Below are 20,006 nucleotides of genomic sequence, written 5' to 3' on the forward strand. Positions count from 1 at the left end.
CGAGAAACCAGCATGCTGCATCCAATCGTACTCAGTGGTGGCAGCGGGACCCGGTTGTGGCCGTTGTCGCGGCAGAACCAGCCCAAGCAGTTCCTGTCGCTGATCGGTGAGCGTTCGCTGTACCAGGAGACGATCCTGCGCGCGAACGGTCTGCCGGGGGTGCAGCCGCCGGTCACCGTGTGCAGCGAGTTGCATCGCTTCATGGTGGGCGAGCAGCTGCAGGCGATCGAGGTCGCCAGCGGCGGCATCGTGCTGGAGCCGGTCGCGCGCAATACCGCGCCGGCGATCGCGTTGGCGGCGCTGCATGTGTTGGCGACCGATTCCGATGCGACCTTGCTGGTGATGCCGGCCGATCACCTGATCGAGGATGAGGCGGCGTTCCGGGTCGCCGTCGCCGGCGCGCTTGAGCTGGCGAAACAGGACTGGCTGGTGGCGTTCGGCATCACCCCCGATTACGCCGAAACCGGCTACGGCTACATCCTGCGCGGCGAGGCACTGGGCGAGGGCGGTTTCAGGATCGAGCGTTTTGTCGAGAAGCCTGACCAGGCGACGGCTGAGCGTTATGTGTCCGAGGGCAGTTATGCATGGAACTCGGGCATGTTCCTGTTCCGCGCGCAGCGTTACCTGGACGAACTGGGCCAGCACGCGCCGGCCATCCTGGCGGCGGCGCACGCGGCCTGGGCAACCTCCAGCTCGGACCTGGATTTCATCCGCATCGACGAAGCGCCGTTTGCCGCCAGTCCGGCCGATTCGATCGATTACGCGGTCATGGAAAACACCGACCGTGCCGCCGTGGTGCCGGTAAGTTGCGACTGGAGCGACATTGGCTCGTGGTCGTCCTTGTGGGCGGTCGCCGAGCACGATGCCGATGGCAATCGCGTCGAGGGCGATGTGATCTCGGTGGATACCAACAACAGCCTGATACGGGCAGCGGAGCGGCGTCTGATAGCCACCATCGGCGTCGAAGATCTGATCATCATCGACACGCCCGATGCGACACTGGTGGCACGCAAGGACCGGGTGCAGGACGTCAAGACCGTGGTCGAGCAACTCAAGGCGGCCGGCCGCAGCGAGCACCTGTTCCATCGCAAGGTGTATCGGCCGTGGGGCAGTTACGACTCGATTGGGGTGGGCGAGCGCTTCCAGGTCAAGCGCATCGTGGTCAAGCCCGGTGCGGCGCTGAGCCTGCAGAAGCACAAGCACCGTGCCGAGCACTGGGTGGTCGTGTCCGGCGTCGCCGAGGTGACCTGTGACGAGCGGGTGTTCGAGCTGCGCGAGAACGAGAGCACCTTTATTCCGCTTGGCAGCGTGCACCGGTTGCGCAACCGCGGAACCGAGCCGGTCGAGCTGATCGAGGTGCAATCGGGCGGCTACCTGGGCGAGGACGACATCGTCCGGCTGGAGGATGTGTACGGGAGGTCGTAGCGGGCTGCTCGCAGCGAGGGTGTCCGAAAGGCCACTTCGGCGAGGCGCAATGCTCGCGGTAGACTGGCGTCATCCCGTACCAGGAGTCGTCCCATGGCCCAGGCCAGTACCGTATCGACCAAGATATTCCCTGATGCCAAGGCCGCGCTGGAAGGCGTGGTCGCCGATGGCCAGACCCTCGCCGTGGGCGGTTTTGGCCTGTGTGGCATCCCCGAGGCGCTGATCGAGGCGCTGCGCGATTCCGGTGTCACCGGCTTGACCGCGATCTCCAACAACGCCGGTGTCGACGGCTTCGGCCTTGGCCAACTGCTTGGCACCCGTCAGATCCGCAAGATGATTTCGTCCTATGTCGGCGAGAACAAGGAGTTCGAACGCCAGTTTCTCGCCGGCGAACTCGAGCTCGAATTCAACCCGCAGGGCACGCTAGCCGAGCGCCTGCGCGCGGGTGGCGCCGGCATCCCGGCATTCTTCACCGCGACCGGTTACGGCACGGTGGTCGCCGAGGGCAAGGAGACCCGCGAATTCGACGGCAAGCACTACGTGATGGAGACCGCGCTCAAGGCCGATGTGTCGCTGGTCAAGGCTTGGAAGGCTGACCCGTCGGGCAACCTGGTGTTCCGTAAGACCGCGCGCAACTTCAACCCGGCGGTGGCGATGGCCGGCGCAGTCTGCATCGTCGAAGTCGAGGAGATCGTCGAACTCGGCGCGATTGACCCCGACCACGTGCACCTGCCCGGCATCTACGTCGATCGTATCGTCCATAACCCGACCCCCGAGAAGCGGATCGAGCAGCGCACCGTGCGCGAAGGAGACAAGTAATGGCCTGGTCCCGCGAGCAGATGGCGCAGCGCGCCGCGCAGGAACTCACCGATGGCGCGTACGTCAACCTCGGCATTGGCTTGCCGACCCTGGTCGCCAACTACATTCCCGATGGCGTCGATGTCTGGCTGCAATCTGAGAACGGCCTGCTCGGCATCGGTCCATTCCCGACCGCCGAGGAGATCGACGCGGACCTGATCAACGCGGGCAAGCAGACCGTCACAGCACGTTCCGGCGCCAGCTATTTCGGCAGCCATGACAGTTTCGCCATGATCCGCGGCGGCCACATCGACTTGGCGATCCTGGGCGGCATGGAGGTCACCGACAAGGGCGACCTGGCCAACTGGATGGTGCCCGGGAAGATGGTCAAGGGCATGGGCGGCGCGATGGACCTGGTGGCCGGCGTCAAGCGCGTGGTCGTGCTGATGGAGCACACCACCAAGCGCGGCGAGCCGAAGATCCTGTCCGAATGCACGCTGCCGCTGACCGGTGTCGGCGTGGTCAGCCGGATCATCACCGACCTGGCGGTGATGGACGTCACCGACGATGGGCTGAAACTCGTGGAACTGGCGCCGGATGTTGGTGAGGACGAGTTGCGGGCGAAGACTGGAGCGACATTCACCCGGGCCTGATCGCGTTTCGATCCGGCGCAGCCTGCCGGTACCATGGTCGGATCGATCGTTTTGAAAGGGGTGCCCGTGGCTGCATCGCGACGCTTGCGCGTCCTGGCTGCTGATTTGCGATCGACGCTTGCGCTGCATCCGCGGCGTCCGTTGCACGTCCTGACTCGCCTTGTACAAAGCTTTGTCGAGCGGCGTGGGCATCGGCTTGAGCCGCCCGCCGTGGCCGGCGATGGCGAGTGCAGGTTATTGGTGCCGACATCGGCACCCGAAGTCTCCATCGTCATCCCGGTGTTCAACCATCCCGGGATGACGGTTGCCTGTCTGGCCTCGCTGGCGAACGCGGGCGCCGGGCGCTCGTTTGAGGTCATCGTGGTTGACGACGCCTCGACCGATGGCGGGATGGTCCAGGTGCGGGATTTTCCGGGTGTGGTGTACCGGCGTAACGACACCAACCTCGGGTTCGTGCACTCGTGCAATGCCGGCGCGGCGTTGGCCCGTGGTCGCGTGATCGTGTTGCTCAACAACGACACGCTGGTCACCCCTGGGTGGCTGGATCGTCTGGTCGACACCCTGGAACTGCCGGATGTCGGCCTGGTGGGCGCCTGCCTGCAGTACCCCGATGGCAGGTTGCAGGAGGCTGGAGGCATCGTGTTTTCTGATGCCAGTGGCTGGAACTACGGGCGCGGCGGGCACCCTTCCGACCCCCGTTATCGCTATCGCCGGTCGGCGGATTACGGCTCCGGTGCCGCGGTGGCGCTGTCGCGCAGGCACTTCGAGGAGTTGGGTGGTCTGGATGCCCGGTACGCGCCGGCGTACTACGAGGACACCGACCTCGCCATGCGCGTGCGCGCCATGGGTTTACGGGTCGTCTACGAGCCCGATGCCGTGGTGGTGCATCTGGAGGGTGCAAGCGCCGGTACCGATTTGACGCGGGGGATGAAGGCATACCAAGTTGCCAACCGGGACAAATTCCTTCAACGGTGGGATGAGGTGTTGCGTCGTTCCCATCCGGCGCCCGATACCGACCCGGACGTTGCCGTGCGAGCACGAGCGCGCTATCGACTGGTTGCCGTTTGTGGCTCCTCGCCGGAGGAGGGTCGAACCGGATTCCTCGCGCTGCTCGCCTCGCTGGCGAGGCAGGACTGTGCGATCGACTTGCACCTGATGCATTCGATCCCGGCCAGCGAGCAAGCCGAGCTGCGCGCCGCCGGTATCTGCGTGTGGACACCCGACTGGCTGGCGACGGCGGGTTGGATGCTGCTGAAAACCGGGGCGACGACCGAAGTGTTGCTGGACGACGGCTCGCCAGCGGCGCGGAGCTGGGCTCGCACCATCGCCGCCGATGTGTCCCGCGCCCGCGCATTGCGCTTCGGGCGCGTCCCGGATGGCGAGGGCGAAGGCGATTCCGCCGTGCAGGTTGGAACGGCAGCCGAGGTACTCGGCCTGTAAAGCTATCAGGTGGTCGCGACTGGATACTCCGGGAGACGGGATGCCGCCACGTCCTTGAGTAGCGGGGCGGCGGTGTCCTTGCCGGATAGCGACGGCGCATTGACCGGCCAGTCGATGCCGATGTCCGGGTCGTTCCAGGCCACATTGGCATCCGCGCTGGCATCGTAGGGAGCGGTGCACAGGTACGAGAACAGGGCGAACTCGCTGATGGCGACGAAGCCGTGGGCGAAACCTTCCGGGACCCAGAGCTGGCGCTTGTTCTCGGCCGACAGGATAACCGAGGTCCATTGGCCGAAGTTCGGCGAGCCGCGGCGAATATCCACCGCCACATCGAAGACTTCCCCTTCCTGCACGCTCAGCAACTTTCCTTGCGAGTTGGGCAACTGGTAATGCAGCCCGCGCAGCACGCCGCGTGCGGAGCGTGACAGGTTGGACTGAACGAAATCCGGCCCGATGCCTAGGGCGGCATAGCGCTCGCGGCTCCAGGTCTCCATGAAGAAGCCGCGTGCATCACCGAATACTTTCGGCTCGATGATCAGGCAGCCGGGCAGGTTGGTCTCGATGACGTTCATGCCAGCGTTTCGCGTCCGATCAAGGCGGCCAGATACTGGCCATAGCCGTTCTTGAGCAGCGGTTCGGCCAGCTTGAGCAATTGCTGGTCGTCGATCCAGCCGTTCTGCCAGGAAATCTCCTCGGGGCAGCAGACCCGCAGTCCCTGGCGGGCTTCGATGGTCTCAATGAAGGTCGAGGCTTGCAGCAGCGACTGGTGGGTACCGGTATCGAGCCAGGCCGAGCCCCGTCCCAGGGCTTCCATGTGCAGTGCACCGTCATCCAGGTAGAGGCGGTTGAGATCGGTGATCTCCAGCTCGCCGCGCGGCGATGGCTTCAGCGATGCGGCGCGGTCGCAGACGGTGTCGTCATAGAAGTACAGCCCGGTGATCGCGTAATTGGAGCGCGGCTTGGCGGGCTTCTCCTCGATGCTGAGGACCTTGCCCTGGGCGTCCAGTTCGGCCACGCCATAGCGCTCCGGATCGCTGACGTGATAGCCGAAGACGGTGGCACCCTCGGTGCGGGCATTGGCGCGACGCAGGGTGTCGGTCAGGCCGTGGCCGTAGAAGATGTTGTCGCCCAGCACCAGACAGCTGGGCTGGCCGTCGATGAAGTCCCGGCCGATGGTGAACGCCTGCGCCAGGCCGTCCGGGCTGGGCTGCGCGGCGTACTGGATGTCCAGACCCCACTGCGAGCCGTCGCCCAGCAGGCGCTGGAACAATGCCTGCTCGTGCGGGGTGTTGATAATCAATATCTCGCGGATCCCGGCCAGCATCAACACGCTCAGCGGGTAGTAGATCATCGGCTTGTCGTACACCGGCAGCAGTTGCTTGCTGATGCACTGGGTGATCGGGTACAGCCGGGTGCCGGAGCCGCCCGCCAGGATGATGCCCTTGCGTGTCATGGTCAGTCTTCCTGTCCGAGGCGTTGGAGGCGGTAGTCGCCATCGAGGATGCGTTGGGTCCAGTCGGTGTTGTCGAGGTACCAGTCCACGGTGCGTGCGATGCCTTCCTCGAAGCTCAGCGCCGGCTGCCAGCCCAGCTCGGATTCGATCTTGCTGGCATCGATCGCATAACGCCGGTCGTGCCCGGGACGGTCTCGGACGTAGGTGATCTGGCTGGCGCGCGGCTGTCCATCGGCGCGCGGACGGCGCTCGTCGAGCAGGCGGCAGATGGTCTGGACCACGTCGATGTTCTGGTACTCGGCATTGCCGCCGACGTTGTAGGTCTCGCCCACGCGACCGGCCTCCAGCACCCGCACGATCGCGCTGCAGTGGTCCTTGACGTACAGCCAGTCACGCACGTTCTTGCCGTCGCCATAGATCGGCAGCGGTTCGCCGGCGATGGCCTTGGCGATCACCAGCGGGATCAGCTTCTCGGGAAACTGGTAGGGGCCGTAATTGTTGGAGCAGTTGGTGGTCACCACCGGCAGCCCGTAGGTGTGGTGGAAGGCGCGGACCAGATGGTCGGACGCGGCCTTGGAGGCAGAGTAGGGGGAGTTGGGCGCGTACGCGGTGGTCTCGGTGAACTTGCCTTCCTCGCCGAGCGATCCATACACCTCGTCGGTGGACACGTGCAGGAAGCGGAACGCGGACTTGCGGTCGTCGGGCAGGTCGCGCCAGTAGTCGCGGGCGCACTCGAGCAGGCCGAGGGTGCCGACGACGTTGGTCTGCACGAACTCGGCCGGACCATCGATGGACCGGTCGACGTGGCTCTCGGCGGCGAAGTTGATGACCGCGTCGGGCTGGTGCTCGGCCAGGAGTTTCGCGACCAACGCGCGATCGCCGATGTCGCCCTGCACGAAGACATGGCCGGCATTGCCGTCCAGCGACTTGAGCGTGTCCGGGTTGCCGGCGTAGGTCAGCAGGTCGAGGTTGACGATCTTGATGCCGGCGGCCACCGCGTCAAGTACGAAGTTGCCGCCGATGAAGCCGGCGCCGCCGGTGACGAGCCAGGTTTTATGGGTCATTGATTGGTCCTTCAGTTGAGTCTTTGCCGCGCCGTTTTGATGGTCCAAACAACGCTATTTGTTTTCATTCCGGTCACTACCGCGTCGCTTCCGTCATCCCCTTAATAGCTTCGGTCATCCCTGCGAAAGCGGGGATCCAGTGACTTCAGGCCCCGAAACGGCAACGGCACTGGGTTCCCGCTTTCGCGGGAATGACGGGGAAATTACGGCGATTGTCCGGGGATGACGGCAGTTGTTCAAATCTTCGCTAATGCCCTTCGCGCTCATGCTGGTTGCCACTGGTCAGGATCCAGCCGGCGAGATCGCCGGTGACGGTCTGCAGGGATTGCTCGAATGCGTTGACTACGTCGCCGATGTCCGCGCTGGTCGCTGGTTGCGCTTGCACGAACGTACGGGCGGCGACGATTTTCTGATCGGGGGCGTGCAGCAGTTTGGCGTTGAGCTCGATCGTCGCGGCCGGATTGGCACCGTTGGCATAGTCCGAATCGAACCGGCGCAGGTCCAGCACGAGCTTGTAGTCTGCATTGACCCCGGTGCCCTGGCGGGCGATGGCGCGCAGCTTGCCCGAATCCTCCAGCGTCTGCAGCAGCGCGTCCTCGACCATCTCGGTGGGCACCTTGGCCCAGCGTGCGCCCTTGTAGATCTGCAGTTCGTTGGCCGTCGGGCGCACGGTGATGCGCAGGTTGTCGGTACTGCGCGAGGCGTTGGCAGGCGTCAACGAGAGTTGCCAGTCTGCGCTGGGCCAATCGGCCTGGGGCGTCACGTTCGGGTCAAGCGTATAGATGGTGGAGGCTTCGCGGGTGCCGGCACCCAGGATCGAGCAGCTCGCGAGCGCGATCGCCAGCGCAGCAGCGGCGAGCACGCGCGCGATGCCGTGCCACTGGCGGGGATTGTCCGTACGGGCGGCGTCGGTAGCCGGTTGGCGGGTCGGTTTCATTCTGGCTCAAACTCCTTCGGACCATCGCGGCCGAGCAGGTAGCGGGTCGGATTGTTGTCCAGGCGGTCACTCATCCGGCGCAGGTCGCGCACCAGTGAGCGCAGTTCGCCCAGGGTCGGCCCCAACTGGGCCAGCCCGTCGTTGGCAAAACTGTTGATCGCGTTGCGGTTCTCGCTGAGGATGCCGTCGGCGCTGTTCGCGGCCGAATCCAGCCGGGTCAGGGTGCCGTCCAGCTTGTCGACCAACTGCGGGAGTTTCTGTATCAGTTCGCGGTCCACGTCCAACACCACCTGGTTGGTGTTGGCCAGGGTCGCCTGCAGTTGTTCGCTGGCCTCGCGTGCATTGACGATCAGCGCGCCCAGGTCCTCGCGCTGGGCGGCGATCGAGCCGGTCATGGCCTCGATGTTTTCCAGGGTGTTGGACACCCGCGCCACGTTCTCTTCGCTCAGGACCTGGTCGAGCCGGGCGACCAGCCGGTTGGCGGTGTCGGCGATGTTCTGCAGCGCGGACGCTTCGGTCTGGATGACCGGGATATCGCGTTTGTCCACGTCGGCCAGCCGTGCGCTGGCCGGGTCGCCGCCGGTGAGCTGGATGATCGGGCTGCCGGTGATACCGGTCATCGACATCTTGGCCCGGGTGTCGGTCTTGACCGGCGCATTGGCCTGTACCCGCAGCAGCGCGCGGACCCGGCGCGGGTCGTCGGGCGCCAGGCTCAGCTTCTCCACCGTGCCCACCGAGATGCCGTTGTACTGCACGCTGCTGCCTTCACTCAGGCCGGTCACCGGCTCGTTGAATATCACCAGATACTCCTGCCAGCTTTTCTCGGAGGAGTATTTCGCCGCCCACAATGCGAACAGCAGCAGCGACAGGGTGGCGATGATCGTGAAGGCGCCAATCAGGACGTAGTTGGCCTTGGTTTCCATCAATCAGTTGCCTCGTTGAGCCGGTCCGGGTTGCCGCGCGCCGTCTGGGCGGCACGTGCCCGCGGACCATGGAAATACTCGCGCACCCAGGGGTGGTCGAGCCGTTCGATCTCGGCCAGCGGCGCACAGGCAATCACCTTGCGGTCCGCCAGCACCGCGATCCGGTCACAGATAGCGTAGAGGGTATCGAGGTCGTGCGTGATCAGGAACACGGTCAGCCCGAGCGCCTGCTGCAAGGTGCGGATCAGGCGGTCGAATGCGGCCGCGCCGATCGGGTCCAGGCCGGCGGTCGGCTCGTCCAGGAACAGCAGCGGTGGGTCCAGCGCCAGCGCCCGCGCGATCCCGGCGCGCTTGCGCATGCCGCCCGACAATTGCGACGGCAATTTGTCGATGGCATCGGCGGGCAGCCCGGAAAGTTTCACCTTCAACAGGGCCAGCTCGTACAACGCCGAGTCGGGCAGGTCGCGGTGGTATTCCTTCAACGGCACCTGCACGTTCTCGCCGACGGTCAGCGACGAGAACAGCGCGCCGTCCTGGAACAGCACCCCGGTATTGCGCTCGATCCGCCGGCGGAGGTTGTCATCGGGGCTGCGTGCATCGATCCCGAGTACCTCGATCGCGCCTTCGTTGGGCCTGCGCAGGCCCAGGATGGAACGCATCAGCACCGATTTGCCGGTGCCCGACCCGCCGACCACACCGAGGATCTCGCCGGGCAATACGTCCAGGTCCAGATCGTCGTGCACGAGCTGGCTGCCGAAGCGATTGACCAGTCCGCGCACGCGGATGATCGGTTCGGCGCTCACCAGCCCATCTCCATGAACCAGATCGCGAAGAACGCGTCCAGGATGATCACCACCGAAATTGCCTGGACCACGCTGGAGGTGGTGCGCTCGCCGACCGACTGCGCCGTGCCTTCCACCTGCAAGCCTTCCAGGCAGCCGATCAACGCAATCAACATCGCAAATACCGGCGCCTTGACCAGGCCCACCCACAGGTTGCTCAGCTCCATCGTGTCCTGCATCCGGGCCAGGTATTGCTGCGGCGGGATGTCCAGGCCGAACGCACCGACGCTCAACCCGCCCAGCAGCCCGGCCACCATCGCCACGAATGTGAGCAACGGCAGCATCACCAGCAGTGCCAGCACGCGCGGGATCACCAGCAGGTCGACCGGGTCCAGCCCGAGGGTGCGCATCGCGTCGACCTCCTCGCGGCTGACCATCGCGCCGATTTGCGCGGTGAACGCGCTGGCGGTGCGGCCGGCCAGGATGATCGCGGTCAGCAAGACCGCAAACTCGCGCATGAAGGCGATGCTGACCAGGTCGACCACGAAAATCTCCGCGCCGAACTCGCGCAGTACGTTCGCGCCCAGGAAGGCGACCACCGCGCCGACCAGGTAACAAAGCAACGCCACCAGTGGCACCGCATCCAGGCCGACCTGCTCCATGTGGAAGACGGTCGCGGTGGGCCGGAACCGGCTCGGCTCCTTGATCAGCCGCAGCAACTTGACCAGCACCTCGCCGAGGAAACCGAGCAGTGCGAGGAATTCCCGCCAGTTATTGGTGACCGCGCGTCCCAGTCGCGCCAGCGCGTCGTACACGCCGTATTCGCGCCGGCGCGGCGGCCGGTCGTCGGCGACATCGTCGATTGCCTCGACCAGTGCCTGGTGATCCGGGCGAAAATTGAAATGGGTGAAGTCCAGATTGCGCTGACTGGCGAAGCGCAACAGGTGCAACACACCTAGCGAGTCGAGTCGCTCCACCGCGCACGCATCCAGATAGGTGATGCCAGGCGGCACCGTCGCCAGACAGTCGCCAACCTGGCCGGCATACTCCAGAGTCCACTGTCCCCCCAACCGCAGGCAGCCGGGCGTGCGGTCGTCGGATTCAATCGTCGGCGGCTGGGCTGAGGGCGGCTTCATGGGTGTCTTGGCAGGATACACGGGCCACCGGGATCGAGGCGCGAATCTCCCGGCGTGAAACCCTGTTGGTTCTCAACCTCGTCGTGCGATGCTTGCCCGATGACGACGCCGCTGCCGCTGCCAAGCACCTCCGATGCCTTCCCGCTGAGCAACGCCAGTTATCCTGACCGCATCGCCTTCATGGTGGAACTGGCTGAGCGGCTGCATATCTACGGCACCACCGCCCAGCGGTTGGAGGGCGCGTTGCTGTCGGTCGCCGAGCGGCTGCGCCTGGATTGCGAGCCGTGGGTGAGTCCAACGGCATTGATCCTGTCGTTCAGCGATCCGCAGCGCCTGACCGGTGCCAGCGACATCACCCGCGTGATCCGGTTGCCGCCCGGCGACAATGACCTGTATCGGCTGGCCGAGACCGACCGCATCGCCGAGGCACTGATCGGCGGCGAGATGGATCTGGCGAGCGCGTTCGAGGCCATGAACGCGCTCGACGCGCCACCCAGTTGGAAAGGGCGGTTGGCCCAGATAGTGGGCTACGGGTTGGTCGCAGCCGCCGTTGGCGGGTTGCTGCGGTTGCCATGGCTGGATATCGGCGTGGCGGGCTTCAATGGGCTGGCGATCGGCCTGTTGACCCAGTTGGCGGAATCGCGCCCGCGCCTGCGCGAGGCTTCCGATGCGGTACTGGCGATGATCGCGACCATGGTGGCGGTGCTGGTGGCGAGTTTCATCGCGCCGTTGAACCAGAACACGGTGATCATCGCCTCGCTGATCGTGTTGCTGCCGGGTCTGACCCTGACCAATGCGATGAACGAGTTGACCAGCCAGCATCTGGTGTCCGGCACCGCGCGTGTTGCCGGCGCGTTGACCACGGTCCTCAAACTTGCCCTGGGTACGGTGATCGCGCTGTACCTGGCCAACTTGATGTCGCTTGAGCCAGCGGTGCGCGCGCTGCGGCCGCAACCGGACTGGGTGGAATGGGTGGCGCTGGTCGCCGCGTCGCTGTCATTTGCGGTGCTGTTCCGGGCCAAGGCCAGTGATTACCCGCTGGTGATGGCAGCAGCGGCCAGCGGTTACCTGATCTCGCGTTTCGGTGGGCTGGCCTGGGGCGCCCCGGCGGGCATCTTCCTGGCGGCGCTGGTGATGACCGCGGCCGGCAATGCCTATGCGCGCTGGTTCCATCGGCCAGGGACCATCGTGCGCGTGCCCGGGATCATATTGCTGGTGCCGGGCAGCGCGAGCCTGCGCGCCTTGCTGGACCTGCTCCAGCAACAGGACATGGGGGTCGGCCAGGAGGCGCTGTTAGGGGTATTGAATATCCTGCTGGCGGTCGTCGCCGGTTTGCTGTTCGGCAACCTGTTGCTACCGACACGCCGGAATCTTTAGGGAGCGCCTGTCGTCATCCTCAGTAAACAGGTATCCCCACAGCAAACCGTCATCCCCGCAGTAAACCGTCATCCCCGCGGAGGCGGGGATCCATGGACGTGGGCTAGTGGGGAACAACGTCCTTGGACTCCCGCCTACGACCGCAGGAAGTCCAGTCGGACGCGGGAGTGACGATCAAAAACGAACTGTCCAGAACCAGAAATGCCGGCACATGGCCGGCATTCTGGTGAAACCGGCTACGACCGGTTTCTATGTTTCATTCACATTCCCGTTCAGGAATTGGATGCGGATTAACTGCCCGTGCCGGCACCCGCGTTCTTCTCAATGAGAAACTCGTCACGGTTGCGACCGCTGTCGGTATAAGCCGTCAGCCACAATGGCTGCCTGCCGCGACCGGTCCAGGTGTTGTCCGCGTTGGATGGATCGCGGTATTTGGGTGCGACCTTACCCGTCGATTTGCGGGTCTTCTTTACTGCGGTACCGCGCGGAGCACGCGCGACTGTGGCTGTGGCGCCGGTACCGAACAGCTCATCGAGGGTGTATCCCTCGTTTTTTGCCTGTTGGGTCAGCTTCTTGCGGACCTGCGCCAGCGGCTTGCGTTTGCTCAAGGTGGTCTTGCGCTTACGTGCCTTGCTGATCAGGGTTTCGAGTTCTTTCGCGGACAGCGCATTGATATCAATCGACATTGGGGCCTCCAGGGGTTGTTAACTCGGGCCACGCGATGGCCTGCGCCGCAATGGTAGTCGCGCCGAGGGTATTAGTAAATACAGTGGGTTACTCTGAAAAAGCCATCAATTCAGGTTCGAGGGCCGTTGAGGCCGTGCTTTTCAATTTGGGTCGGCAATACCCAGCTGCGTCCGCAATGCCGCCGCCGCCAGATTGACCGATTCGCTCGCCCGGCGATGGCGATATTCAAAGGTTCCGGCGACCAGGCCTCGCTCGGACACGACAATCCGATGCGGGATGCCAATCAGTTCAATATCGGCAAACATCGTGCCCGGCCGCAGGCCGCGGTCGTCCAGCAGGGTCTGGATGCCGGCGGCATTGAGCTCGCCGTACAAGGTTTCGGCCGCCTCGCTGACGGCAGGATCTTTTTTCGGGTTGATGATGCAGACCACCGCCCGCCACGGCGCCATCGCCTCCGGCCAGGCAATACCGTTATCGTCGTGGTTTTGCTCGATGGCCGCCGCGACGATCCGCGACACGCCGATGCCGTAACAGCCCATGGTCGGGTTGGCGGCCTTGCCGTAGGCGTCCAGCACGGTGCAACCCATGGCTTCGGCATAGCCGCGACCCAGCTGGAATATGTGGCCAACCTCGATGCCACGCGCGATGTCGAGCGTCCCGTGGCCGTCAGGCGAGGGATCTCCGGCCACCACATTGCGGATATCGGCGACCAGCGCCGGCTCGGCGAGGTCGCGGCCCCAATTGACGCCGGCCAGGTGGAATCCTTTCTGGTTGGCGCCGACCACGAAGTCGGCCATGGCAGCGACGCTGCGGTCGGCAATCACGTGGATACCGCTTTTGGGAGCGACCGGCCCGAGGAACCCCGGCTCGCAGCCCAGCGCATCGTGGATTTCCGCCTCCGTGGCGAGCCGGTAGCCGGCCATTCCGGGAAGCTTGGCCAGCTTGATCTCGTTGATGGCGTGATCGCCGCGCACCAGTGCCATCACAAGTCCGGTCTCGCCGACCATGACAACGGATTTCACCGTCTGCGCCAGCGGGATGTCGAGCAGCGTTGCCACCGCCTCACAGGTGCGCTGGAAAGGGGTCTCGACCTGGCGCATTGTCTCGCCAGCCACGCCGCGCCCAACGGGTGGCAGCGCTTCGGCCAGTTCGGTATTGGCCGCGTAATCGGAACCGTTGGAAAACGCGATCGCGTCCTCGCCCGAGTCGGCCAACACGTGGAACTCATGGGACGCGCTGCCGCCGATCGCGCCGGTATCGGCGAATACCGCGCGAAACTCCAGGCCCAGGCGAGTGAATATCCGGCTGTAGGCCTCGTGCATCACCTGGTACTGGCGATCCAGGTCCGCGTCGTCCAGATGGAAGGAGTACGCATCCTTCATCAGGAACTCGCGCGCGCGCATGACCCCGAACCGCGGCCGGATCTCGTCACGGAATTTGGTTTGTATCTGGTAGAACGTCACCGGCAGTTGCTTGTAACTGGCCAACTCGCTGCGCGCAAAGTCGGTCATGACTTCCTCGTGGGTCGGGCCGACGCAATACCAGGCGTCCTTGCGGTCCTGCAGTTTCAGCAGTTGGCCACCAAATTTCTCCCAGCGTCCGGTTTCCTCCCACAGCTCGCGCGGCTGCACCGAGGGCATCAGCATCTCGATGGCGCCGGCCGCCTCCATCTCTTCGCGCACCACGCGCTCGACCTTGCGCAACACGCGCAGACCCAGCGGGGACCAGGTGTAAAGACCGGAGGCGAGTTTGCGGATCATTCCGGCCTTCAGCATCAACTTGTGGCTGATGATTTCGGCTTCGGCCGGGATCTGCTTGCTGGTATGGAGATGAAACTGCGACAGACGCATGGGCGGGGTTCTTGCCGGAGGGATCGGGCATTCTGCCACGGAGCAAGTCCCGTGGCCCTGCCAAGGGATGGTCAGGACTCGGCGACAGGCGCCGCGTCAGTGCTGCAATGGACGTTGATCGCCGCCTCGGCCAGTTGCTGTTGTGCGTTGCGCTGCTCGACCGTCATTTCGCTGTCGGGTTTGCCATCGCCGTCGCTGTCGATCCCGACCGGGCCCTCGGCGCCGAGCAGCGCCAGGTTGCCGCGTGCGGTGGTGCACTGGGTGTTTTCGGCCGGGGCGTCGTCGGCGGGCGCGCTGGCAATCGCCGCCGAGCCGGTGTTGCTGATCACCCGGTTCTTGTACTCGCCGTCGGGTGGCGGCGCGTCGGAGTAATGGGTCACGCCGCTGGCATCCTTCCACTGGTACAGCTCGCCGGCCGTCAGCGGCAAGGCGACCAGTAATGCGGCGACACCCAGCCAGGGCAGCAAGTGGAAACGGGGCGAGCGATTGAGGTCAGACATGGAGCTTCTTCCGTGTGCGGCGTTGTCAATAGTGATTGCAGCACCGCTGTGCGCCGCAAGCAAGCGCTAAACTGCTGAAATGGAACCTACAGACCCACTTTTCACCTCGCCCCCCAGCCCGCCGTCGCGCCCGCGCGGGATCTACCTGCTGCCCAATCTGTTTACCACCGGCGGTTTGTTTGCAGGTTTCTACGCGATCATCGCAGCGACCCAGGGCCATTTTGATCATGCCTGCATCGCGATATTTGTGGCCGCCATCCTGGACGGACTGGATGGCCGGGTGGCGCGGCTGACCAATACCCAGAGTGAATTCGGCGTCCAATACGACTCGCTTGCCGACTTGATCAGCTTCGGCCTGGCGCCGGCGTTGGTGATGTATCACTGGGCGCTGTTCGCGATGGCGCTGGATGGGGTGACGATGCGAAAGATCGGCTGGGTGGCCGCGTTCCTGTACGCCGCCTGTGCCGCGCTGCGGCTGGCGCGGTTCAATTCCCAGGTGGGGCAGGTCGACAAGCGCTGGTTTATCGGCTTGGCCAGTCCTGCTGCGGCGGGGCTGTTGGCGAGTCTGGTGTGGACCTGTTTCGTGCTCGGCTATGACGGCCCGCAATTGCGCTACCTGGCATTGGCGGCCACCATCGCTGCCGCGTTGCTGATGGTCAGCCCGGTGCGCTATTTCAGTTTCAAGGGTGGCGGGCCGAGGCATGACCGGATGCCGTTCTTGACGGTGCTGGTGATCGTGGTGGTGGTGGCGGCGATTGCGATCGACCCGCCGCGCGTGCTGCTGGCGATCACCGTGCTGTATGCGATTTCCGGGCCGCTGTACGTCGCCGGCCGGCGCCTGCGCAAGGCGCCGGTGGAGCCGGTCTCGTGAGCTTGTGGACGGCGCAGCAACACCAGTGGCTGCAGGCACTGGGTCACCCTGTTTTGTTGTTGGTCGGCGATCCGGCGTTGTCCGTGATCGCCCCGGTGCCGCCGCCGGTCGCCGAACCGGCGGGAGCCACCGGAACGACGGCGGCGACCAGGCCGGCACAGGACCGCACGCGCCCGACTCGCGCGCCCGGCACCGCCTCGACGCGGGTAAATCCGGTTGCTGTCGATGAGCCGGTGGCGGTCGCGGAACCCGGACGCACTCCACAACGCACCGACGTGGCCGCCAAGAAGGCGGCGCTGGATGAGGCGCGTCGCGCCCGTCGTGCGGCTCACCCCGCCGCGTCAAACGTACCGCTCGATGATGATGCGTTGCTGGCAGCGATCCTGCTTGCGGCGGGACCGGACAAATCGTCGGCCAAGGATGCCGTGGCGGCGTTGGCGATCGATCTGGAAACGCTGCGTGCCGACCCATCGGCCAAGCGCGCGTTGTGGCGGCAATTGAAGCGCCTGCGGGGAGGCCGCGATCGGTGAGCGCACTGGCCGCCGACGCGCTGCAGGTACCGGTGTCGCGCCGTCCGATGCGCGAGGACGATCTGCTGTCGGTGCATGCGCTTGAGGTCCGCAGCTACGAGTACCCGTGGACGCTGGGGATCTTCCGCGACTGCCTGCGCGCTGAGTACCCGGCGTGGGTGCTGCACGCCGAAGACCGCATTGTCGGCTACTTCCTGATCAGCCTGGCGGCGGGCGAGGCGCACATACTGAACATCTGCGTCGCCCCCGAATTGCAAGGTCGCGGCCATGGTCGTGAATTGCTGCACGCGTTGTTGCAGGTTGCCCGCATGCGTCGCGCGCAACGCGTGTTCCTGGAAGTACGCCCGAGCAATGTCGGCGCGATCGCGCTGTATCACCACGAGGGCTTCAACGAGATCGGCCGGCGCCCGCGCTACTATCCCGCCCGCAGTGGCCGTGAGGACGCCGTGGTGATGGCGCTGGAGCTGCTGGAATCAGCCGGGTAGTCAACCCGGGAAATGTTTGAACCATTGCCGTCGTTCCCCCAAACCGTTACTCCCGCCTTCGCGGGGATGACGGGTAAAGGCGGGGATGACGGGTAAAGCCGTGTTGTTCAGGCTTTCCCGAGCTTGTTGCGTTGAGTGGCCAGCGCCTCGCGTTGCAGGTTCCAGTCGAGCAGCCGCTTTCGCTCTTGCTCGACCACTGCCGGTGGCGCGTTGTTGACGAAGGTTTCGCTGGCCAGCTTGCCGTTGCACTTGCCGATTTCGACCTCCACGCGTTTAAGCTCCTTGTCCAGTCGGGTGCGTTCGGCGCCCAGGTCGACCAGGCCTTCCAGCGGCACCAGCAACTTGAGCTCGCCGACCACGGCGGTCGCGGCGGCGGGAGCGGTGGATGCGTCGTCGATGAATTCGATCCGCTCCAGCTTGGTCAGGAAACGCAGCGAGTCGTCAAAACGTGCGGTGCGCTCGCGGTCACGATCGGTCGCACCGGCCAGCAGCAGCGTGACCTGCCTGGATGGCGCCACGTTGAGTTCGCTGCGCACGCGACGCAGCGCGGACACCATCGACTTGAGCCATTCCACATCGGCCTCGGCGCCGGCATGACCTGCGGTCGCGATGTCGCCGGCCTGCGGGTAGGGCTGCAACATGATGGTGTCGCCGTCGATCCCGAGCCGGGGCGCGGCCTGCTGCCACAGCTCCTCGGTGACGAACGGAATCAGCGGATGCAGCAGGCTGAGCAGGCGTTCGAGCACGTACAGCAGGGTGTGTCGGGTGCTCGCGGCGGCTTCCCGGCTTGCATCGGTGCCGGTATCACCGTGCAGGGCCGGCTTGGCCAGCTCGACGAACCAATCGCAGAAGTCGTTCCAGGCGAACTCGTACAGCGACTGGGCGAGCAGGTCGAAGCGGTAGCCGGCGAAGTGCTGCGCGGCCTGCGCGGCGGTCTTCTCGAGCTGGGCGAGGATCCAGCGTTCGGCATCGGTCTTCGGCTGCGGGGCACCGCTGAAGGTCGCACCCTCGGTGTTCATCAGCACGAAACGACTGGCATTCCACAGCTTGTTGCAGAAGTTCTTGTAGCCCTCGGCGCGACCCATGTCGAAGCGGATGTCGCGGCCGTGGGTGGCCAGCGCGGCGATGGTGAAACGCAGCGCGTCGGCGCCGAACGCCGGGATGCCCTCGGGAAATTCGCGCCGGGTGGCCTTCTCGATCTTCGGCGCGTCCTTGGGCTTCATCAGGCCGGTGGTGCGCTTGGCGACCAGCGCCTCCAGCGAGATGCCGTCGATCAGGTCGATCGGGTCGATGATGTTGCCTTTGGACTTGGACATCTTCTGGCCGTGGCTATCGCGGATCAGGCCGGTGATGTAGACGTCCTTGAACGGCACCTGGCCGGTGAAGTGGTCGGTCATCATGATCATCCGGGCGACCCAGAAGAAGATGATGTCGAACCCGGTGACCAATGCCGACGACGGCACGAACTTGTCGAAGCCGCGCTCGGCCATCAGGGCCTGGTTGGGCCAGCCCATGGTGCTGAACGGCCACAGCGATGAGGAGAACCAGGTCTCCAGCACGTCGTTGTCCTGTGACAAGGCAACATCGTCGCCGAGCGAATGTTTCGCGCGGACCTCGGCCTCGTCGCAGCCGACATAAATCTTGCCGGCCTCGTCGTACCACGCCGGAATCCGGTGGCCCCACCACAGCTGGCGGCTGATGCACCAGTCCTGGATGTTCTCCATCCAGTGGCGATAGGTGTTGATCCAGTTACCGGGGACGAACTTGACCGCACCCGGCTGGCCGTCAACGCCTTCGACCAGCGCCAGTCCGCGCTTGGCCAGCGTGTCCATCTTCACGAACCACTGGTCGGTCAGGTACGGCTCGATCGCGACACCGCTGCGGTCGCCGCGCGGCACCTGCAGCTTGTGCGGGGCGGTTTCCACCAGCAGGCCGGCGACGTCCAGATCCGCGAGCACGGCCGCGCGCGCGTCATAGCGATCGAGGCCTTGGTACTTCTCGGGAATGCAATCGATAGTGGGACTGGTGCTCAATCCCGTGTCCGCCGGTTGTGATCCAGACACGGCAGGTGCCCTGTGCCCTCTGAAGCTGAAGTCATCTAGCTCCGAGGACTTGATTCGAGCTTCGGGCGTAAAGATGTTGATCAGCGGCAAGCCATGTCGCTCTCCGACCGCGTAATCGTTGAAATCATGCGCGGGAGTGACCTTGACCACGCCGGTGCCGAACTCGCGGTCGACGTAGTCGTCGGCGATCACCGGGATCTCGCGGCCGGTGAGCGGAAGGCTGACCTGCTTGCCGATCAGGGCGGCGTAACGCTCGTCGTCCGGGTGCACCATGGCCGCGCTGTCGCCCAGCAGGGTCTCCGGGCGGGTGGTGGCCACCACCAGGTAGTTGCGGGTTTCGCGCAGCAACTCGTTACCGTCCGCGTCGCGCTCGATGTGCTCGTAGCTGACGCCGTCGGCCAACGGGTAGCGGATCGACCACAGGAAGCCTTCTTCTTCCTCGTTGACGACTTCCAGGTCGGAGATCGCGGTCTTCAGCACCGGGTCCCAGTTGACCAATCTTTGACCACGGTAAATCAGGCCTTCGTCGTGCAGCTTCACGAACGCTTCGATCACCGCCTCGGCGGCCATCGGGTCCATCGTGAACACGCTGCGCGACCAGTCGCCGGAGGTACCGATGCGGCGCATCTGGCGCTCGATGGTGTCGCCGGAATGCTGTTTCCAGTCCCAGACCTTGCCGATAAAACCATCGCGACCGAGCGAATCGCGGGTCTCGCCTTTGCCTTCCAGCGCCATGTTGCGGGTGACAACCATCTCGGTGGCGATGCCGGCGTGATCGCTGCCCATTTGCCACAGGGTGTCGTAGCCGCGCATGCGGTGGTAGCGGATCAACGCGTCCTGCAGGGTGTGCTGGAACGCGTGGCCCATGTGCAGGGTGCCGGTGACATTCGGTGGCGGCAGCAGGATGGTGTAGGGCTCGCCCTCGCCGCGCGGCTGGAACACGCCGCTGGCCTCCCACTGCTGGTACAGCCGGGTTTCAAACTGGGTGGGGTCGTAGCTGGAGGCGAGGGTGTCGGTCATGGGTCTTGGCTG

Annotated in this window: 19 protein-coding genes; 8 read left to right on the forward strand and 11 right to left on the reverse strand. The window is 65.0% G+C overall.

Annotation, left to right across the window (positions count from 1 at the left end; genetic code table 11):
- Nucleotides 1–12: 12 nt before the first annotated feature.
- From ACW7G0_RS00940 to ACW7G0_RS00955, 4 genes are all read left to right on the forward strand, one after another.
- On the forward strand, nt 13–1,425 hold the full coding sequence (locus tag ACW7G0_RS00940; RefSeq protein WP_456987073.1) for a mannose-1-phosphate guanylyltransferase/mannose-6-phosphate isomerase: 1,413 nt from the start codon (nt 13–15) through the stop codon (nt 1,423–1,425).
- A 93-nt stretch (nt 1,426–1,518) separates the two neighbouring features.
- On the forward strand, nt 1,519–2,244 hold the full coding sequence (locus ACW7G0_RS00945) for a CoA transferase subunit A (RefSeq protein WP_456987075.1): 726 nt from the start codon (nt 1,519–1,521) through the stop codon (nt 2,242–2,244).
- Nucleotides 2,244–2,876 (forward strand): CoA transferase subunit B, encoded by a 633-nt coding sequence (locus tag ACW7G0_RS00950; RefSeq protein WP_456987076.1) that lies wholly within the window; start codon nt 2,244–2,246, stop codon nt 2,874–2,876. Before ACW7G0_RS00945 ends, ACW7G0_RS00950 begins: the two co-directional genes overlap by 1 nt.
- 240 nt (nt 2,877–3,116) lie before the next feature.
- Entirely contained in the window at nt 3,117–4,316 is a 1,200-nt protein-coding gene (locus ACW7G0_RS00955; protein ID WP_456987078.1) for a glycosyltransferase family 2 protein, read from the forward strand.
- 5 nt (nt 4,317–4,321) lie between these two features.
- On the opposite strand, the gene rfbC is transcribed toward ACW7G0_RS00955, so the two are convergent.
- The 7 genes from rfbC to ACW7G0_RS00990 all read right to left on the reverse strand — a co-directional run bounded on the left by rfbC (nt 4,322) and on the right by ACW7G0_RS00990 (nt 10,611).
- Complete coding sequence (rfbC, locus tag ACW7G0_RS00960) at nt 4,322–4,888, reverse strand: dTDP-4-dehydrorhamnose 3,5-epimerase (RefSeq protein ID WP_456987079.1); 567 nt, start codon at nt 4,886–4,888, stop codon at nt 4,322–4,324.
- On the reverse strand, nt 4,885–5,769 hold the full coding sequence (gene rfbA, locus ACW7G0_RS00965) for a glucose-1-phosphate thymidylyltransferase RfbA (RefSeq protein WP_456987081.1): 885 nt from the start codon (nt 5,767–5,769) through the stop codon (nt 4,885–4,887). The genes rfbC and rfbA overlap by 4 nt, the downstream gene beginning before the upstream one ends.
- A gap of 2 nt (nt 5,770–5,771) precedes the next feature.
- Nucleotides 5,772–6,833, reverse strand: a complete 1,062-nt coding sequence (gene rfbB, locus ACW7G0_RS00970) for a dTDP-glucose 4,6-dehydratase (protein ID WP_456987082.1) — start codon at nt 6,831–6,833, stop codon at nt 5,772–5,774.
- A gap of 247 nt (nt 6,834–7,080) precedes the next feature.
- Nucleotides 7,081–7,770: an ABC-type transport auxiliary lipoprotein family protein gene (locus ACW7G0_RS00975; protein WP_456987083.1), complete on the reverse strand. Its 690-nt coding sequence runs from the start codon at nt 7,768–7,770 to the stop codon at nt 7,081–7,083.
- Nucleotides 7,767–8,693 carry an MlaD family protein gene (locus ACW7G0_RS00980; RefSeq protein WP_456987084.1) on the reverse strand — a complete coding sequence of 309 codons (927 nt, stop codon included), beginning with the start codon at nt 8,691–8,693 and terminating at the stop codon, nt 7,767–7,769. Before ACW7G0_RS00980 ends, ACW7G0_RS00975 begins: the two co-directional genes overlap by 4 nt.
- Entirely contained in the window at nt 8,693–9,517 is an 825-nt protein-coding gene (locus tag ACW7G0_RS00985) for an ABC transporter ATP-binding protein (RefSeq protein ID WP_456989406.1), read from the reverse strand. The genes ACW7G0_RS00980 and ACW7G0_RS00985 overlap by 1 nt, the downstream gene beginning before the upstream one ends.
- Nucleotides 9,493–10,611, reverse strand: a complete 1,119-nt coding sequence (locus ACW7G0_RS00990) for an MlaE family lipid ABC transporter permease subunit (RefSeq protein ID WP_456987085.1) — start codon at nt 10,609–10,611, stop codon at nt 9,493–9,495. The genes ACW7G0_RS00985 and ACW7G0_RS00990 overlap by 25 nt, the downstream gene beginning before the upstream one ends.
- Nucleotides 10,612–10,728: 117 nt before the next feature.
- Between ACW7G0_RS00990 and ACW7G0_RS00995 the strand changes: the two genes are divergently transcribed.
- Nucleotides 10,729–11,988, forward strand: coding sequence for a threonine/serine ThrE exporter family protein (locus tag ACW7G0_RS00995; protein ID WP_456989407.1), 1,260 nt, complete (start codon nt 10,729–10,731; stop codon nt 11,986–11,988).
- 290 nt (nt 11,989–12,278) lie between these two features.
- On the opposite strand, the gene ACW7G0_RS01000 is transcribed toward ACW7G0_RS00995, so the two are convergent.
- From ACW7G0_RS01000 to ACW7G0_RS01010, 3 genes are all read right to left on the reverse strand, one after another.
- Complete coding sequence (locus ACW7G0_RS01000) at nt 12,279–12,674, reverse strand: H-NS histone family protein (protein WP_456987087.1); 396 nt, start codon at nt 12,672–12,674, stop codon at nt 12,279–12,281.
- Between the two features lie 141 nt (nt 12,675–12,815).
- Entirely contained in the window at nt 12,816–14,525 is a 1,710-nt protein-coding gene (locus ACW7G0_RS01005; protein WP_456987088.1) for a proline--tRNA ligase, read from the reverse strand.
- A gap of 71 nt (nt 14,526–14,596) precedes the next feature.
- Entirely contained in the window at nt 14,597–15,025 is a 429-nt protein-coding gene (locus ACW7G0_RS01010) for a DUF4124 domain-containing protein (protein WP_456987089.1), read from the reverse strand.
- A gap of 79 nt (nt 15,026–15,104) precedes the next feature.
- Here ACW7G0_RS01010 and pssA point away from each other — a divergent pair, with 79 nt between their 5' ends.
- From pssA to rimI, 3 genes are read left to right on the forward strand one after another with little or no spacing between them, the layout of a single operon-like run.
- A complete protein-coding gene (gene pssA / locus ACW7G0_RS01015) occupies nt 15,105–15,896 on the forward strand; it encodes a CDP-diacylglycerol--serine O-phosphatidyltransferase (RefSeq protein ID WP_456987091.1) in 792 nt (263 codons plus the stop codon).
- The gene (locus tag ACW7G0_RS01020) at nt 15,893–16,426 is read left to right on the forward strand and encodes a hypothetical protein (RefSeq protein ID WP_456987092.1); all 534 of its coding nucleotides are present in this window, start codon (nt 15,893–15,895) and stop codon (nt 16,424–16,426) included. The genes pssA and ACW7G0_RS01020 overlap by 4 nt, the downstream gene beginning before the upstream one ends.
- Nucleotides 16,427–16,473: 47 nt before the next feature.
- Complete coding sequence (gene rimI / locus ACW7G0_RS01025) at nt 16,474–16,911, forward strand: ribosomal protein S18-alanine N-acetyltransferase (RefSeq protein ID WP_456989408.1); 438 nt, start codon at nt 16,474–16,476, stop codon at nt 16,909–16,911.
- A 107-nt stretch (nt 16,912–17,018) separates the two neighbouring features.
- On the opposite strand, the gene ACW7G0_RS01030 is transcribed toward rimI, so the two are convergent.
- Nucleotides 17,019–19,994 carry a valine--tRNA ligase gene (locus ACW7G0_RS01030; RefSeq protein WP_456987094.1) on the reverse strand — a complete coding sequence of 992 codons (2,976 nt, stop codon included), beginning with the start codon at nt 19,992–19,994 and terminating at the stop codon, nt 17,019–17,021.
- Nucleotides 19,995–20,006 lie beyond the last annotated feature (12 nt).

This window comes from Lysobacter sp. A286 (assembly GCF_054052105.1).

Bases quoted from the DNA above. Each gene is read 5' to 3' on its own strand.
- ACW7G0_RS00940 (WP_456987073.1), top strand. From the start codon at position 13: ATGCTGCATCCAATCGTACTCAGTGGTGGCAGCGGGACCCGGTTGTGG.
- ACW7G0_RS00945 (WP_456987075.1), top strand. From the start codon at position 1,519: ATGGCCCAGGCCAGTACCGTATCGACCAAGATATTCCCTGATGCCAAG.
- ACW7G0_RS00950 (WP_456987076.1), top strand. From the start codon at position 2,244: ATGGCCTGGTCCCGCGAGCAGATGGCGCAGCGCGCCGCGCAGGAACTC.
- rfbC (WP_456987079.1), bottom strand. From the start codon at position 4,888: ATGAACGTCATCGAGACCAACCTGCCCGGCTGCCTGATCATCGAGCCG.
- rfbA (WP_456987081.1), bottom strand. From the start codon at position 5,769: ATGACACGCAAGGGCATCATCCTGGCGGGCGGCTCCGGCACCCGGCTG.
- rfbB (WP_456987082.1), bottom strand. From the start codon at position 6,833: ATGACCCATAAAACCTGGCTCGTCACCGGCGGCGCCGGCTTCATCGGC.
- ACW7G0_RS00975 (WP_456987083.1), bottom strand. From the start codon at position 7,770: ATGAAACCGACCCGCCAACCGGCTACCGACGCCGCCCGTACGGACAAT.
- ACW7G0_RS00980 (WP_456987084.1), bottom strand. From the start codon at position 8,693: ATGGAAACCAAGGCCAACTACGTCCTGATTGGCGCCTTCACGATCATC.
- ACW7G0_RS00990 (WP_456987085.1), bottom strand. From the start codon at position 10,611: ATGAAGCCGCCCTCAGCCCAGCCGCCGACGATTGAATCCGACGACCGC.
- ACW7G0_RS01000 (WP_456987087.1), bottom strand. From the start codon at position 12,674: ATGTCGATTGATATCAATGCGCTGTCCGCGAAAGAACTCGAAACCCTG.
- ACW7G0_RS01005 (WP_456987088.1), bottom strand. From the start codon at position 14,525: ATGCGTCTGTCGCAGTTTCATCTCCATACCAGCAAGCAGATCCCGGCC.
- ACW7G0_RS01010 (WP_456987089.1), bottom strand. From the start codon at position 15,025: ATGTCTGACCTCAATCGCTCGCCCCGTTTCCACTTGCTGCCCTGGCTG.
- pssA (WP_456987091.1), top strand. From the start codon at position 15,105: ATGGAACCTACAGACCCACTTTTCACCTCGCCCCCCAGCCCGCCGTCG.
- rimI (WP_456989408.1), top strand. From the start codon at position 16,474: ATGCGCGAGGACGATCTGCTGTCGGTGCATGCGCTTGAGGTCCGCAGC.
- ACW7G0_RS01030 (WP_456987094.1), bottom strand. From the start codon at position 19,994: ATGACCGACACCCTCGCCTCCAGCTACGACCCCACCCAGTTTGAAACC.